At 43.4% G+C, this 16517-nt stretch carries 15 protein-coding genes; 14 read left to right on the top strand and 1 reads right to left on the bottom strand.

The features are described from left to right. Nucleotides 1-66 precede the first annotated feature (66 nt). The gene (locus tag ADIAL_RS01665) at nucleotides 67-879 is read right to left on the bottom strand and encodes a Cof-type HAD-IIB family hydrolase (RefSeq protein WP_034299208.1); all 813 of its coding nucleotides are present in this window, start codon (nucleotides 877-879) and stop codon (nucleotides 67-69) included. Nucleotides 880-1052: 173 nt separating this feature from the next. On the opposite strand from ADIAL_RS01665, the gene ADIAL_RS01660 reads away from it, so the two are divergent. The 14 genes from ADIAL_RS01660 (at nucleotide 1053) to ADIAL_RS01595 (ending at nucleotide 16445) form a co-directional block, all read left to right on the top strand. Next, entirely contained in the window at nucleotides 1053-1394 is a 342-nt protein-coding gene (locus ADIAL_RS01660; protein WP_034299205.1) for a metal-sulfur cluster assembly factor, read from the top strand. Between the two features lie 115 nt (nucleotides 1395-1509). Then, complete coding sequence (dnaE, locus tag ADIAL_RS01655; protein WP_034299202.1) at nucleotides 1510-4806, top strand: DNA polymerase III subunit alpha; 3297 nt, start codon at nucleotides 1510-1512, stop codon at nucleotides 4804-4806. Between the two features lie 202 nt (nucleotides 4807-5008). Further along, nucleotides 5009-5971, top strand: coding sequence for a 6-phosphofructokinase (gene pfkA, locus ADIAL_RS01650; protein WP_034299199.1), 963 nt, complete (start codon nucleotides 5009-5011; stop codon nucleotides 5969-5971). Between the two features lie 70 nt (nucleotides 5972-6041). Continuing rightward, nucleotides 6042-7799, top strand: coding sequence for a pyruvate kinase (gene pyk, locus ADIAL_RS01645; RefSeq protein WP_034299196.1), 1758 nt, complete (start codon nucleotides 6042-6044; stop codon nucleotides 7797-7799). A gap of 143 nt (nucleotides 7800-7942) precedes the next feature. Beyond that, nucleotides 7943-8815, top strand: coding sequence for a CvfB family protein (locus tag ADIAL_RS01640; protein WP_034299193.1), 873 nt, complete (start codon nucleotides 7943-7945; stop codon nucleotides 8813-8815). Between the two features lie 94 nt (nucleotides 8816-8909). Beyond that, the gene (gene fur, locus ADIAL_RS01635) at nucleotides 8910-9377 is read left to right on the top strand and encodes a ferric iron uptake transcriptional regulator (protein WP_034299192.1); all 468 of its coding nucleotides are present in this window, start codon (nucleotides 8910-8912) and stop codon (nucleotides 9375-9377) included. Beyond that, nucleotides 9370-10275: a site-specific tyrosine recombinase XerD gene (gene xerD, locus ADIAL_RS01630; RefSeq protein WP_034299191.1), complete on the top strand. Its 906-nt coding sequence runs from the start codon at nucleotides 9370-9372 to the stop codon at nucleotides 10273-10275. Before fur ends, xerD begins: the two co-directional genes overlap by 8 nt. 88 nt (nucleotides 10276-10363) lie before the next feature. Next, on the top strand, nucleotides 10364-11533 hold the full coding sequence (gene deoB, locus ADIAL_RS01625; RefSeq protein ID WP_034299189.1) for a phosphopentomutase: 1170 nt from the start codon (nucleotides 10364-10366) through the stop codon (nucleotides 11531-11533). 21 nt (nucleotides 11534-11554) lie between these two features. Further along, a complete protein-coding gene (locus ADIAL_RS01620; RefSeq protein ID WP_034299186.1) occupies nucleotides 11555-12376 on the top strand; it encodes a purine-nucleoside phosphorylase in 822 nt (273 codons plus the stop codon). Nucleotides 12377-12644: 268 nt separating this feature from the next. Continuing rightward, on the top strand, nucleotides 12645-13970 hold the full coding sequence (gene lysA / locus ADIAL_RS01615; protein WP_034299393.1) for a diaminopimelate decarboxylase: 1326 nt from the start codon (nucleotides 12645-12647) through the stop codon (nucleotides 13968-13970). Between the two features lie 11 nt (nucleotides 13971-13981). Then, nucleotides 13982-14359, top strand: coding sequence for a GNAT family N-acetyltransferase (locus ADIAL_RS01610; RefSeq protein ID WP_034299174.1), 378 nt, complete (start codon nucleotides 13982-13984; stop codon nucleotides 14357-14359). Nucleotides 14360-14363: 4 nt separating this feature from the next. Then, complete coding sequence (locus ADIAL_RS01605; RefSeq protein ID WP_034299172.1) at nucleotides 14364-15122, top strand: segregation and condensation protein A; 759 nt, start codon at nucleotides 14364-14366, stop codon at nucleotides 15120-15122. Between the two features lie 6 nt (nucleotides 15123-15128). After that, complete coding sequence (scpB, locus tag ADIAL_RS01600; protein ID WP_034299171.1) at nucleotides 15129-15686, top strand: SMC-Scp complex subunit ScpB; 558 nt, start codon at nucleotides 15129-15131, stop codon at nucleotides 15684-15686. 27 nt (nucleotides 15687-15713) lie between these two features. Continuing rightward, complete coding sequence (locus ADIAL_RS01595; RefSeq protein WP_034299169.1) at nucleotides 15714-16445, top strand: pseudouridine synthase; 732 nt, start codon at nucleotides 15714-15716, stop codon at nucleotides 16443-16445. The last annotated feature ends 72 nt before the right edge of the window (nucleotides 16446-16517 follow it).

Raw genomic sequence — 16517 nt, 5'->3', positions numbered from 1 at the left:
TTTTTGCTGTGAAAAATATTAATTGAAAGAATAATAAAGCTGTAGAACAGCCTGTTTATGCTGTGCTTACAGAGAAAAGTAATTTTCGAGATAGCTAGCGACACCATCTTCATTGTTAGTGAAGTCGGTCAAGTCATCGGCAATCGATTTTAGCCGATCAATTCCATTAGACATAACTACTCCTTGGCCGGCATACTGAATCATTTCGTAGTCATTTTCCTGATCTCCAAACGCCAAAATATCTTTTCTTTCAATGCCGTAATAAGAAGCAATCCGTTCCACACCGATGGCTTTCTGCACACCGGCAGCCACGACTTCCAGACATGGACTTTCTCCGCCCCACATACGGACTTCAACTGTATCTTCATACTGTTCGATTATTTTTTGTTCGATCAGTGGCTGAGCTTGACTGGTGGTTGTAAACACACCAACTGAAGTCGGGTCTTCAAGTAGAGTAGCTGCGGTCAGTTGCCTGCTGACTTCAATCCCTTGGGGGAAAAAGTCAGGATAGGGAACAAATTCACCTTCCACATAGATTGCTTTTCTGGATTCAGCTGCAATGAGCTTTACTTCCGGATTTGAACGGAGAGATAGCATGGAAAGGGCTAGCTCTTTATTGAGTGTTTTGTGATAGGCATGAGACCAGTTCTCTTTTGAGGGGTTATGGCACCAGGCACCGTTGAAGTTGACAATCGGTGTAGTCATTTTGAGCTGATTGTAGTAGTAGTAGCTGTTTCGAAAGGGCCTACCGGTCACGATAGATACGATATGACCTGCCTGACGCAGGCGATCCAAAATGTCGACTGTTTTAGCAGTGATTTTGGATTCATTGTTAAGAGTCGTGCCGTCAAGATCCAGCGCGATAAGTTTCTTGTTCATGTATACATCTCCTTGTATGCTTAAGGTCATCTTATCCCAGTATAACAAAGCTCCTTGTAAAAGTATATTTCAATTGAATTGAGCTGTCTGTCTTGTCATAATTTTTATGATTTTAAGTTAAAATGGATAGAGAATCTGTGTTAAACTATATACGATAGCGAGGAGGAAAGCATATGAGTAAAGAAGGAAAAATCTGGACAGAGGAAGATATTCAAATAATCAAAGACCGTATCATGCAAGCACTTGAACAGGTGATTGATCCGGAACTGGGGATCGATATTGTAAATCTAGGACTCGTCTATGAAGTCAATGTTTTTAATGGGGGTTATTGTGAAGTGAAAATCACACTGACCACAATGGGCTGCCCTTTGGCGGATGTCATCACAGAAGATATTTTAAATGCTGTTAAAACAGTGCCCGAGATAACTGAAACTGATGTCAAACTGGTCTGGTATCCTGCCTGGGATACTTCTCGAATGAGCAGATATGCTAGAATAGCCTTAGGCATACGATAAATAGTATAGAAACTCTCATGAAAGCCTGGTGAACCTTGCGGCCACTGCTAGTAATGAGAGTTTTCTTGTGCGGGGTGTCCAGTACACAGACAGGATACATGGGAGGATCGATTCAATGGAATACATACCACTGAAAGTTTACAGTTCGTATTCTTTGCTGGAAAGCACAGTGTCGATTCCGGCACTGATCAGCAAGGCTAAGGAAAAAGGCTATAAGGCTTTAGCGCTCACAGACAAAAATGTCATGTACGGAGCAATAGAATTTTATCAGGAGGCGGTCAAGCAGGGAATAAAACCGATACTCGGCTTATCTGTAGAAGTAGCCGCTCACCCGTTAAAAGAGAAGGATTCTGCACTCACTCTGCTGGCTCATAATCAGGAAGGCTTCCAGGCCTTGATGTCCCTTTCTACAGATGTCATGCTTAATAAAAAAAGATTGAGGCTAGATGATTTAGTCTCTTTCAGCGAGCAGCTTACTGTTATTTATGATGCTGAAGCAAATCAACTCACTCAGTTGCATAAAGAGTCTGCAGCTGAAAGTCTGAAGGCCTTCCACTCTCAACTGAATTATTTTTATGTAGGAATACAGTGGAAAGATCATCAGGAACGATTAATTAATGAACTAGTCGATACAATCAGAAGTCTAAGCATTCAGCCAGTGGTAATGGAAGCTGTTACCGGTCTGGAGCCGGCTGATGTTCGTGCTGCAGAGGTGCTGAAAGCCATTAAAGAACAGCAAACGCTCAGTGAAGGCAAAAAAGAGGACGAACAAAACCTCCAACATATTCTTAAAACCCCTATGCAAGTCTCTTCTTTTTATGAAAAAAAGGGACTGCTTTCAGCGGTTCAGGCAACTGTGGAGATTTCTGAGCGTATTGAGCTTGATTTTGACTGGCAGCCGATGCTCCCAGAGTTTAATACCCCTGATACACTCTCCTCAGAGGCGTATCTCAAGCAGGTTAGTTGGGAGTGGCTGCAAAAAACCGTTCCGGGAGCTAATGAACAGTATCAGACAAGGCTGAACAAGGAACTTCAGGTCATCTGCAAAATGGGCTTTGCAGATTACTTTCTGATCATATGGGATTTAATGAAATATGCACACAGAGAAAATATTGCAACCGGTTCGGGACGGGGATCAGCAGCAGGCTCACTCGTTTCTTATGTGCTAAGAATTACTGACGTAGATCCCGTGGTCTATGATTTGCTGTTTGACCGTTTTCTAAATGAAGAGCGGTTCACACTTCCAGATATCGACCTGGACTTCCCTGATGACAAACGGGAAAAAATACTCGCTTATGTCCACGATAAATATGGATATGAACATGTCGCACAAATTGCGACGTTTGGAACATTTGCAGCTAAAATGGCAGTCCGGGATGTCGGTCGGACCTATGGCCTTACAACAGATGAACTGAAAAAATGGTCCCAGGCTATTCCATCCCGACCAGGTATTTCTCTGGAAGAAGCCTATAAGGAATCAGCTGAGCTGAGACAATTGACGGCAGGCAGTGACACCGGATCGGCCTTGTTTTCGGTTGCCAAAAGAATAGAAGGTCTTCCTAGACATGTATCGACGCATGCAGCTGGAGTTGTAATTTCCAAGGAGCCTCTTATTTACTCTACACCTCTCCAAGAGGGAAGTGGAGTTATGCCGTTGACACAATTCACCATGAATGATGTAGAAACCGTTGGGCTTTTGAAAATGGATTTTCTTGGATTGAAAAACTTGACTATTTTGTCTGATTGCCTTTCTCTAACGAAGTCATTGAAAGGCAAATTTCAGCAGAAAGTACACCAGATTCCTCTCGATGATTCCGAAACACTCGCTTTGTTCAAAAAGGGCGACACCAATGGTATTTTTCAGTTTGAATCGACCGGAATACAAAGAGTGCTCAAAAAACTGAAGCCTACTCATTTTGAAGATATTGTAGCAGTAAATGCCTTGTACAGACCAGGGCCTATGGAGCAGATTGATACCTATATCGCCCGCAAAAAAGGGGAACAGCCCATCACGTATCCGCACCCGGACTTATCAGATATCCTAGACGTCACATATGGCGTCATGGTCTACCAAGAACAGGTTATGAAAGTGGCTTCGAAAATAGCAGGCTATAGTCTGGCAGAAGCGGATATCCTAAGGCGGGCTATATCTAAAAAAATCAAAGTAGAGATAGATGCAGGTAGAAACCATTTTGTTGCAGGCGCCAAGGAAGTGGGGTACAGCCGTGATATTGCCGTGTCAGTCTACGATTTGATTGAACGCTTTGCAAACTATGGTTTCAATCGGTCGCATGCGGTGTCCTATTCAAAACTTGCTTTTCAATTGGCTTACTTCAAAGTACATGAACCAGAAGTCTTCTTTGTCTCTCTTTTGAAATCTTCTGCCAATAATAAAGATAAAGTCAGAAAATATATTATGGAAGCCAAAGGGCGAGGAGTATCCATCAGCAAACCGGACATTAACAAAAGTGCTGCATCTTTTACAGTCAACGATCAGGCGATTACGTTCGGGCTAGACAGTATCAAAGGAATTAGGAAAGATTTTATTCGCCATATCCTTTTTGAGCGCAGACAGGGAGGGTCTTACAAAGATATGCAGGATTTCCTCCGACGGATTGATCAAAGATGGAGAAAGCAGGCAATAGTTCTGCCCTTGATCCAGGCAGGCTGCTTCGACGAACTGGGAGACAGTAGGGCCACGCTGATCCACTCACTTGATTCAGTTTTGGACAGTATCCAGATGAGCAACGGCAATCTGGAACTGTTTGCATCATTAACACCTCGAATTGAAAAAATTGAAGAGCTGCCGTTTGAAGAAAGGCTGAAACAGGAGTATCAAGTCACTGGGTTCTACTTGTCAGGACACCCGACCGAAAAGTTTACTGTTCAAAACCGTAAGTTTCTTACCATGTCAGAAGCCGGTTCTGTGGGAAGTTATATTATACAGGTGGAGGAAGTAAAAAAAATTCAGACTAAAAAAGGAGAGCCAATGGCCTTTTTGAACATGTCAGATTCTTCGGGAGAAGGAACAGGCGTTTTATTTCCAGCGGTATACCGGAAATGTTCGAGGTTGCTGACGTCAGGTGCGCTCCTTGAAGTTACAGGTAAAGCGGAAATAAAAAAAGGGCAGATGAATATCCTTATAAATCAGGTCAGCCCTGCAAGCTATAAGGTTGAGAACACTCAGCAGTTTCTATTTATAAAATTTGATGAGCTTAGTCAGGAGAAAGAGAAACTTAAACAAGTGCTTTCTATTTTGTCGTCATATCAGGGGACAGTTCCCGTGATTGTGTATGACGCAGCTACGACAAAGAAAGAAAAACTGAAGTCGAAATTTAATGTGGACCCCGTTGAATCCTGCCTCAAAGACCTCTCCGTCCTGCTTGGAAGTGACTATGTACAGTTACGGTAAGAATAAAAATAACAGTTATCTTTGTTTTTTGAAAGACAAGTATGTCTAAAAATGATAAGATAGTAGATGGATGTAAATAAATGATGATTTAAGGTGAAATGTGCATGCCGCAAAGAAAGCGACTTTGCTGCTTTACATTTTACATATCCAGGCTGCAACCGCAGCAGGGAATGAAGAAAATTTGCATTGAAGGTGGATTAAGATGAAAAGAATAGGGATTCTCACAAGTGGAGGAGACGCACCGGGCATGAATGCAGCCATTCGTGCTGTTGTCAGGAAAGCTCTCTACGAAGGTATGGAAGTGTACGGAGTGAATTACGGCTTTGCCGGACTTGTTGCTGGGGATATCAGAAAACTGACTCGTAGAGATGTCGGAGACATGATTCAGCGCGGTGGAACGTTTTTGTACTCTGCAAGATACCCTCAGTTTGCAACTGAAGAGGGCCAGCTGAAGGGCATCGAGCAGCTCAAACGCTTCGGTATCGAAGGGCTTGTCGTCATTGGTGGAGACGGATCATATCGCGGGGCTTATGCTTTGACCAAACATGGATTCCCGTGCGTCGGTATTCCTGGAACAATTGATAACGATATCCCGGGTACAGACTATACAATTGGTTTTGACACCAGTATCAATACAGTTCTGGATGCTCTTGACCGAATCAGAGACACAGCTACTTCGCATGTCCGTACATTCGTGATTGAAGTAATGGGCCGTGATGCTGGAGATATCGCTCTGTGGACAGGTGTAGCTAGTGGGGCTGAACAAATTATTATTCCAGAAAAAGGCTTCGATATCACAGAAGTTGCTGACAATATCCGAGAAGGCCGTGAAAGAGGGAAGAAACATAGCATCATCGTTTTAGCTGAAGGGGTGATGGACGGCAATGAGTTTGCTCAGAAACTCGATGCCATCGACAATTTCCATGTCAGAGTCAGTGTACTTGGACATGTTCAGCGTGGGGGGTCACCATCTGCTAGAGACCGGGTACTGGCTTCACGTTTTGGGGCTAAGGCTGTAGATGTTCTTAAGGACGGTCAAGGTGGAGTCTGTCTCGGCTTGAGAAACGAGGAAATCGTTGTATCGGGAATCATCGACACGCTTGACAATATGACGCATACACCGAATATGGAACTCCTCAAACTAAACGAAGAAATTTCCAACTAACAAGCGTTAGATCAAGACAATTGCTTGAATCATCATTTATTAATCAAATAATTTTTTAGGAGAGTTATATATGAAAAAAACTAAAATAGTTTGTACAATTGGGCCGGCCAGTGAATCGTATGAGACCTTGGTCAAACTGATCGAATCCGGTATGAATGTGGCACGTCTGAACTTTTCGCACGGTGACTTTGAAGAGCACCTAGGACGTATTAAAAATATCCGCAAGGCTTCTGAAGAAACAGGCAAAATGGTCGGCATCATGCTTGATACTAAAGGACCTGAAATTAGAACGCACAACATGAAAGACGGTAAAACAACAATTACTAAAGGCGATGTTGTCCGTGTTTCCATGAATGAAGTAGAGGGAACAAATGAACGTTTTTCTGTCTCCTATTCTTCTTTGATCAATGATGTTAATCCTGGATCTATTATCCTGCTGGACGATGGACTGATCAGTCTTGAAGTAACAGATATTGATCGAGAAAATGAAGATATCGTGACAACTGCACAAAACACTGGCGTGCTTAAAAACAAAAAAGGTGTTAATGTACCAGGTGTATCTGTCAATCTTCCAGGTCTGACTGAAAAAGACCGTGCGGACATCATGTTCGGACTGGAGAACGGTATCGACTATATTGCGGCTTCTTTTGTTAGACGTCCATCAGACGTACTGGAAATCACTGAAATTCTTGAAAAAGAAGACAAAATGCACGTACAAATCATTCCGAAAATTGAAAACCAGGAAGGTGTCGACAACGTAGAAGAAATTGTCAAGATTTCCGATGGTCTGATGGTTGCGCGTGGTGACCTTGGAGTGGAAATCCCAACCGAGGACGTGCCGATTGTTCAAAAACGCATGATTAAATTATGTAACGATGCAGGTAAACCTGTCATTACTGCTACACAGATGCTGGATTCTATGCAAGTCAATCCTCGTCCGACTCGTGCAGAAGCCTCAGACGTGGCAAATGCCATCTTTGATGGTACGGATGCCATCATGCTTTCCGGTGAAACCGCTGCTGGAGACTATCCAGTAGAAGCTGTACAGACTATGCACAACATTGCACTGCGCACAGAAGGTGCTTTGATCAATCAAGATGCTTTTGCGCTGAAAGCATACGACCAGAATGATATGACTGAAGCCATCGGACAAGCTGTAGGCCATACAGCTAAAAACCTTAATATATCAACTATTGTTGCAGCGACTGAGTCTGGCCATACAGCTCGTATGATTTCTAAATTCAGACCTAAAGCAGATATTTTGGCTGTGACATTCAGTGAAGAAACTGCTCGTGGACTGGCTCTTCAGTGGGGCGTACAGCCGACTGTAGCTGAGAAGCCGACATCTACCGACGACATGTTCAATCTAGCTACTCAAACAACCGTTGATAAAGGATATGCTAAAGAAGGCGATCTAATCCTGATCACTGCAGGTGTACCTGTTGGCGAAAGAGGAACAACTAACGTGATGAAGATCCAGCTGATCGGATCGAAACTGACTAGCGGTCAAGGAATCGGTTCAGAATCTGTGATCGGTAAAGCGATTGTAGCTAACACGGCTGACGAAGCAATGGAAAGAGCAGTAGAAGGCGGTATCCTTGTCGTCAAGAATACCGATAAAGATTACCTGCCGGCTATCGAAAAATCTGCGGCCATTGTTGTTGAACAGGGTGGACTGACTTCTCACGCAGCCGTCATCGGTATTGCCATGGGGATTCCTGTGATTGTTTCTGCAGAAAATGCAACAGAACTGATCGAACAAAACGAGCTAATCACTGTAGATGCGCGACGAGGAATCATTTACCGCGGAGCGACAACAGCGATTTAATCAGTAAAAGCGAGAGTATAATTTAGACCCATGATGAGATAATGATTGATAGGATGAGAAAACTCTGTTTATTGACTCAACAGTACTTCGACATTCATATCAGTCATTGTCTCATTTTTATTTAAAGGAAAAAGGAGACTACTATGAATAATAACCTAGCAGCAGAACTGACAGCGATTGTAACCGACAAAAATGAGGATCAGCTGTTTGTGCAAAAAAACGGCGTCACCTACAAGGTACTCTCCGATGTGCAAGCATCAATAGGGGACGTGCTCAAGGGGTTTGCCTACGCGGATAAGCAGGATGCCCTAGTATTCACTACCGATATTCCGGCCATAAGACCCGGTACTTACGGATGGGGCGAAGTCGTTAAAGTGAACCGTAAACTGGGTGTATTTGTTGACATAGGCTGGCCGGATAAAGACGTGGTTGTTTCTATGGATGATCTCCCGGCTGAAGGACGTCTATGGCCTAAAGAAGGAAACCGTCTGTTTCTTTCAGTCAAAGTCGATGAGAAAGGCCGTATATGGGGGATACTTGCCGAAGAGGCGCAGTTTTTCGATGACTATGTTGAAGGAACAAAGGACATGCACAACAATGACGTAAAAGGAACAGTCTTTCACTTAAAGAAAAGCGGTACCTATGCCATAACAGAAGAGAAACTGATTCTGTTCATTCATCCGAGCGAGCGGGAAAGTGAACCTAAAATGGGAGAAACCATTTCGGGCCGTGTAATTGGACTGAGAGAAGATGGAGTTTTATATACCTCACTTAAGCCAAGGGCTCATGAAGTGATGGAAGAAGATGCCATGATGCTGTTGGAAGTGCTGAAGCGCTCCGAAGATGGAGAGATACCTTTTCACAATAAAACTGATCCTGAAACAATCAAAAATCAGTTTGGCATCAGTAAAGGTCAGTTCAAGCGTGCAGTGGGCAGGCTAATGAAAAGAAACCTTATAACTCAGGATGAGCATGGTACACGCTTAACTGATTTCCCTGCAGAGGATAAGGAATAGGCTTGAGACTTGGGTAGGATTATTTTATACTTATTCTAATGAGGAATAAGAAAAGCTGTTTCAGATTATAATCATTACTAACTAAGGAGCTCTCATGACTAAATTAGACTCGTCCTTCAAAGCTATTAGACAGAAACTTCACGAAGCCGGTTTCAAGCTTACTCCCCAGCGTGAGCTTACGGTGGAAGTATTGCTGGAAAAGGAAAAGGATCACTTAAGTGCAGAGGAAATCTATCTGCTGGTGAAGACTAAAAATGCTGGGATTGGACTGGCCACAGTTTACCGTACGCTTGAAATATTGACGGAACTTCAGATTATCAACAAGCTGACTTTTCAGGACGGCATTGCCCGTTATGATTTGAATATGAATAATGATCAGCATCAGCATCATCATCTGCTCTGCCTTAAGTGTGGAGACATAGAAGAAGTGAAGCACGACATGCTCTATGAAATCGAAAAAGAAATCGAGCGGGATTATCATTTCAAGGTGAAAGATCACCGGCTGACTTTTCATGGTTACTGCAAGAGATGCTCGGAGGATAAGGAGCAAAGCGATGACTGAGCTGGATCAGAGGCCATTGGATGATTATCTTGTTTACCTAAAAATTGAAAAAGGCCTTGCCTTGAATACGATCGAGAGCTATCAGAGGGATTTGAAGCACTATATCACCTTTTTGAACAGTCAGAACGTTGGAGAGTGGAGACATGTGGACCGCTACGTGCTTCTTGCTTTTTTTAGTGAAGAAAGGCAGTCAGCAAAGTCTGACAATACTCTGGTCCGCATGTTCTCCTCTCTGCGTAAATTCCATCAGTATCTCAAGCAAGAAGGAATAACTGCGGAAGATCCGATGCTTTTTATACGTACACCCAAAAAAGCGGATACGTTACCAAAAATAATCTCAGCTGAACAAATTGATCGCCTGCTGAATACGCCGGATACATCACAGACTCTGGGGATTAGAGACCGGGCGATATTGGAAGTGCTGTACGCAACAGGTCTAAGAATTACTGAACTAGTCGAATTAACGACTGATGAAGTACATCTTTCCATGAAGCTTATTCAAATTGTCGGCAAAGGAAACAAAGAGCGTCTGGTTCCTATCGGAGAGATAGGCTGTCAGTGGCTGAGATACTATATGGAGTCAGCACGTCTCGAGTTATTAAAAAAAGCAGACAGAGAAACGCCTGTCATTTTTCTTAATGCCAGGGGCAATCCGTTGACTAGGCAGGGAGTCTGGAAAAAAATCAAACAAATCAAACAGAAAGCTGGGATAAGCAGTGCAATCACCCCCCATACGCTCCGGCATTCTTTTGCTACACATTTGCTTGAGAATGGGGCAGATTTAAGAGTGGTTCAGGAACTGCTGGGGCATTCTGATGTTTCTACCACACAGATATACACACACATTACTAAACACAGACTCAAGGATATTTATGGAAAATATCACCCCCGAGCGTAAAGTCCAGAAACGGGAGCTTCATGCATAGCTTGCTTTTTGTGCTGTACTCGCTTATTCTGGAGAAAAGAGTCAATAAGGAGGAAATACAATGACGTTTGAACGGATACATCTTATGGTGCTGGATTCTGTCGGTATTGGAGAAGCTCCGGATGCGAAAGCCTTCAATGATGAAGGGGCTAATACCCTGGGTCATATTGCTGAGAAAGCGGGTCTTAACCTTCCTAATCTGGAAAAACTAGGTCTAGGTAATATTGCGCCAGTTTCAGGTGTCGGACCGGTCGACAATCCGCTGGGTTATTATACTAAGTTGGAGGAAAAATCGGTTGGTAAAGATACCATGACAGGCCACTGGGAAATCATGGGACTGCATATTGATAAACCCTTCAGAGTCTTCCCAGACGGCTTTCCGGCCGAACTAATCACTCAGATCGAAGAAAAGACAGGACGAAAGATTGTAGGCAACAAACCGGCCTCCGGGACAGAAATTATCGACGAGTTTGGTGGCCACCAGATGGAAACTGGGGATCTGATTGTCTATACATCAGCGGACCCGGTGCTTCAGATTGCTGCACATGAAGATATTATTCCTCTTAATGAACTATATGAAATTTGTGAATATGTCCGTGACATCACAAAAGATGATCCATATATGATTGGACGCATCATTGCTCGTCCTTACGTGGGAGAACCTGGAAGCTTTACCCGGACTAGCAATCGCCATGATTATGCGCTGGATCCATTTGGCGAAACAGTTCTGGACTTTTTGAAGCAAGACGGAAAAGAGGTTGTCGCTGTCGGGAAAATACACGATATCTTTAATGGACAAGGCATTACACAGGCTCTTCGTACCCAGTCCAACATGGATGGCGTCGATAAACTCCTGGACGTTATGAAAAAAGATTTTACCGGCCTGAGCTTCACAAATCTGGTCGATTTTGATGCCCTTTATGGTCATCGCCGTAATGTAGAAGGCTACAGAGATGCTTTAGAAGCTTTTGATGCCCGTTTGCCTGAACTGATGGGTGCAATGGGCAACAAGGATCTGTTTATTATTACCGCTGACCACGGGAACGATCCGACCCATCACGGTACCGATCACACAAGAGAATTTGTTCCTCTGCTCGCGTTTAGTCCAAGCCTTACGGAGTCTGGAAAACTTGATCAGGGATTCTTTGCGGATATCAGTGCCACTATAGCCGAAAATTTCCAAGTCAAGGATACAGGTTTTGGAAAAAGTTTTTTGTCCAATCTGAAATAATCAAAAATAAGGAGACAAGTAATGGATAAAGCATATTTGAAGGCAATTGAAAATGCTGCCGCGTATTTGAAGAATAAAGGGGTAAAAAAGCCGGAGATTGGACTCATATTGGGATCCGGACTTGGAGAGTTGGCGGATGAAGCCACTAACTCGGTCGCCATTCCTTATGAAGACATACCTGGTTTTCCAGTATCAACTGTAGAGGGTCATGCCGGTAAACTTGTTTATGGTTCACTGGGTGGACGGAAAGTTCTTGCCATGCAGGGGCGGTTCCACTTCTACGAAGGTTACGGTGTAAAAGAAGTAACATTTCCTGTGCGCATCATGAAAGCTCTAGGTGTGACTTCTTTGGTGGTCACAAATGCTGCCGGTGGAGTAAATGAAACCTTTACTCCTGGAGATCTCATGATTATTACAGACCACATTAACTTAACGGGAGACAATCCTCTACTTGGACCAAACAACAGCGAAATGGGTCCGCGCTTTACCGATATGAGCGTAGCTTACGACAAGGATTACCAAGTAGTTGTTGAAAAGGTGGCTGAGAAGCACGGTATCCCAGTTCAAAAAGGTGTTTACCTCGGGTTAACTGGACCAACCTACGAAACCCCGGCGGAAGTCCGGATGGTCCGTACTCTGGGAGGAGACGCTGTAGGTATGTCTACTGTTCCTGAAGTCATTGTAGCCCGTCATGCTGGTTTGAGAGTTGCAGGTGTGTCTTGTATCACGAACTATGCAGCAGGGATGCAGGAAACACTCAATCATGATGAAGTGGTTGAAGTGACGACACGTGTCCGAGACTCTTTCAAGACTCTTGTCAAGGAAGTTATTACACAGCTTTAATCAAAAGCTTTAAATATAAAACACTAAAATGCTTTGTGAAGGAGTTTCTATTGTCAAGATGGAAACTCCTTCATTTTTTGAATCGTGCTAGGTAGTTCATAGAGTTGCTGAACAGAATGGCATCTATTGGATATTTTCAGAGCAATTTCTACATAGGTTTGATTTTTATACAATAAGTTAGTATGATATTCTTGGACGAATTTTTGAACGGATGAATCTAATAGGAATAAAACATAGAAAAGTGGGGACGAATATGAATCAGACATCAATGAACAGTAGACTACTGTCGAACATGTCAGTAAATGAGGATAATCAGCTTGAAATAAGCGGTGTCAATACAGTTGAGCTGGCAAACAAGTACGGCACCCCGCTGTATGTATACGATATTGCTTTAATCAGGCAGAAAATAGAGGCTTTCAGAGAAGCCTTTGCCCGATACGAGAAGCGTACGCAGATTGCCTATGCCAGTAAAGCTTTTTCTTCCCTTGCTCTATATGAACTATTGGCTGAAGAAGATGTATCTCTTGACGTTGTTTCAGGGGGAGAACTTTTCCTGGCCCTTCAAGCGAAATTTCCTGCAGATCGAATACATTTTCACGGCAATAACAAGTCGTTCAACGAACTTAAGGAAGCGGTAGAGAACAAAATCGGCTGTGTCGTCGTTGATAACTTTGTAGAAATAGACATGCTAAATGAGGTCACGAGTCAGCTAGAAAGCCAGATGGATGTCTTGCTTCGTGTGACTCCTGGTATCGGTGCCCATACACATGAATACATCACGACAGGACAGGAAGATTCAAAGTTTGGCTTTGACCTTGGCTCTGGACAAGTTGAAGAAGCGATAGTCAAACTTAATGAAATGCCAAACATCAATGTAATTGGCTTGCATGCGCATATCGGATCTCAGATTTTCGAAGTGAACGGCTATGAAGCTGTGATTGAAAAACTTATAGATAAAGCCGCAGACTGGCAGGAAAGATACGGATTCCATTTAAATGTTTTAAATGTGGGTGGAGGCTTTGGTATCCGTTACACAGAAGAGGATTCACCCTTGCCCTTAAAGGCTTATGCTGAGGCAATCATTCAGGCAGTCAAAAAACACGCCTCGAAAAAACATATTGACTTACCCGACATCTGGATTGAACCTGGCCGAAGTATTGTTGGCGAAGCAGGAACGAGTCTGTACACAGTTGGCACTGAAAAAACGGTCCCAGGCATTAGAAAATACGTATCAGTTGACGGCGGTATGGCTGACAATATTCGTCCAGCTTTGTACAAAGCGCAGTATACTGGAGTACTGGCTGACCAGGTCGAAGCGTCTGCTGTTGAGACTGTATCGATTGCCGGAAAAGCCTGTGAGAGCGGGGATATGCTGATATGGGACTTGATCCTGCCCCAACCTGAACAGAACAGCATCCTCGCAGTATTTAGCACTGGAGCATATGGCTACTCGATGGCAAGCAACTATAACCGTCTACCTAGACCGGCGATAGTCTTCGTTGATAAAGGGCAGGATTGGCTTGCGGTTCGACGTGAAACATACCAGGACTTCCTTAATCTGGAAATCAGCAGACACGATCAGTTCGAAAAATAGGAGGGCACATAATGCTCGTAAAGTATAAACCCGATTATCAGAAAATCACCATGGGGCTGCTGTCTTACGTGCCGGATCTGAAAGAAACCAGTCGTTTGACAAAAGAAATGCAGTGGTATGATCAGGCTGAAAATCGCCAGTTGTTTTTATGGAAAAGTGAAGAGACAAAGGACTTAGTAGCTGTTGCAGGTATTGAAGATGAAGACGAGATTGTTCTCTTGAGACATATAGCAATTAACCCTTCGTATAGAGATGAAGGAATTGCCTACAAAATTTTGACTGCACTATCAGACAGCTGTTCTCCCAAAAAAATTGTAGGAACCCTGGAAACTGCTGCTTTAATAACCAAATGGCAGAAAGACTTTGGGAAGACTAGCGAAGAGGACTGAAAAAATGGCTGAAGATAAATGGAAGGTAAACCTGGAGGTTTTCGAAGGCCCGCTGGATTTGCTGCTGCATCTGATTGCAAAATACGAAATCGATATTTACGATATTCCAATCAGTGAAATCACTGAGCAGTATTTGAAATATCTTCAGGCTATGCAGCTGCTTAAATTGGATGTAGCAGGAGAATATCTGATAATGGCAGCGACGCTGATGTCCATTAAGAGCCAGTTGCTACTTCCCAGAAACGACGAATGGGAAGAAGAGGGCGAATCTTTCGATATAGAGGAGGACTCTATGGAGAGGCTGCAAGAGAGGCTTCTTGAGTACCGCAAGATCAAATATGCATCCGGCCGTCTAAATGAGCAAAGAGCAGACCGAGAACATTATTTTTCCAAACCCCATTCTGACCTTGCCCATCTTCAAGAATCCGTTCCTCTGCAGGTGGGGGAGCTGTCGCTAGTCAATCTCATGGACGCCTTCGCAGACATGCTCCAGAAGAGCAGCTATAAAGAGCAGCCGCCTAGCATGATTGAGTTGGAGGAGACGACTATTTCTGATCGCATCCATGCACTGGAAGGCTTATTAAGCAAACACAAGGGCTTTCTTCTTTTTTCTGACCTCTTTATCACATCTTCTAAAAAAGAATGTGTACTGACTTTTTTAGCTGTACTAGAAATGATTAAAGAAAATAGACTGGATGTCAGGCAGAAAGAAAGCTTTGGAGAAATTTACCTCAGTGCTCTGAATTCAGAAGGAAAGGACTGACTGTAGATGAGTGAATTTGCAGCATATGAAGCTCTACTTTTCGTAGCAGGAGAAGAGGGCCTGACATTGAGTGAACTGGCGCAACTTAACCGTTCTACGATTGATCATGTTCAGGCTTGTATGCATAAGTTAAAAGAAGAATATGACCAAAACAGCCAGCGTGGGTTGACTTTAATAGAAACAGCTGACAGTTACCGGCTGGTGACCAAGAAAAACTTGTCACAAATTATCCAGCTTTACGCCCAGTCTCCGCTAAGTAAAAAATTGAGCAAGGCTTCGGTCGAAACGCTGGCGGTGATAGCCTATAAACAGCCGATAACCCGACTTGAAATAGAAGAAATTAGAGGGGTTCAGCTCTCATCCAGTCTGCATAAACTGAAAAATAGAGGGCTTATTGCAGAAATTGGGCGTCTGGAGGCACCGGGCAAGCCCGTTTTATATGGTACCACAGACTATTTTTTGGATTACTTTGGACTTAATGATTTGACAGAACTACCGGAACTGGAGCTAGAAGAACAGACTGTTAGTCAGAACCTGTTCGATGAGACGCTGAATTTCGGCTAAAATATAAAGTGACGAGGGAGCAATGAAATGGAAAGATTACAGAAAGTCATGGCACATGCGGGGATAGCCTCTCGAAGAGCATCGGAAAAGCTCATCAAAGAAGGGCGTGTCAAAGTTAATGGCCAGATTGTGACAGAAATGGGAGTCAATGTAAAGCCTAGCGACACCATTGAAGTCGACAATATACCCATTACTCAGGAACAGAAGCTATATTTCCTCCTCAATAAGCCTCGTGGAGTGATTTCGAGTGCCGAAGATCCCAAAGGCCGAAAAACAGTCGTTGATTTCTTTTCTTCTATCGACCAGAGAGTTTATCCGGTGGGACGTTTGGATTACGATACAACTGGAGTCATTCTAGTAACAAATGATGGGGAATTGACAAACAAGCTGACTCATCCGACATATGGAGTGGAAAAAACCTATGTGGCCAAGGTGACGGGCTTGATTGACAAAAAGGCTGTCAGTCGTCTGGAGCGTGGAGTTACCATTGACGGTTACAAGACTCGGCCGGCGCAGGCAAGAATTATTGATGTCAATGCATCTTCCAATACCAGTCTTGTTGAACTGACCATCCATGAAGGTAAAAATCATCAGGTAAAGAAAATGATGAAAACTGTCGGCTTTCCAGTTGAAAAACTGAATCGCCATCAGTATGCTTTTCTGACTGCCGATGGTCTTCAGTCAGGTGAATGGCGTGAGCTGAAAAACTTTGAAGTCAACAAATTGAAACAGCTGGTCGATGAAAACTACTCCTCTTGATATTAGGTGGAATTGTTGGAAGTATGACAGTGCTTTAGTTATAATTAAAAGAAAGAGATTGATTTATAACGG

Origin of the sequence: Alkalibacterium sp. AK22 (assembly GCF_000585255.1) — a bacterium.
Lineage (GTDB): Bacteria > Bacillota > Bacilli > Lactobacillales > Carnobacteriaceae_A > Alkalibacterium.
Note: the sequence above shows the minus strand (reverse complement) of the source record. Positions and strands in the feature narration are given on the sequence as shown.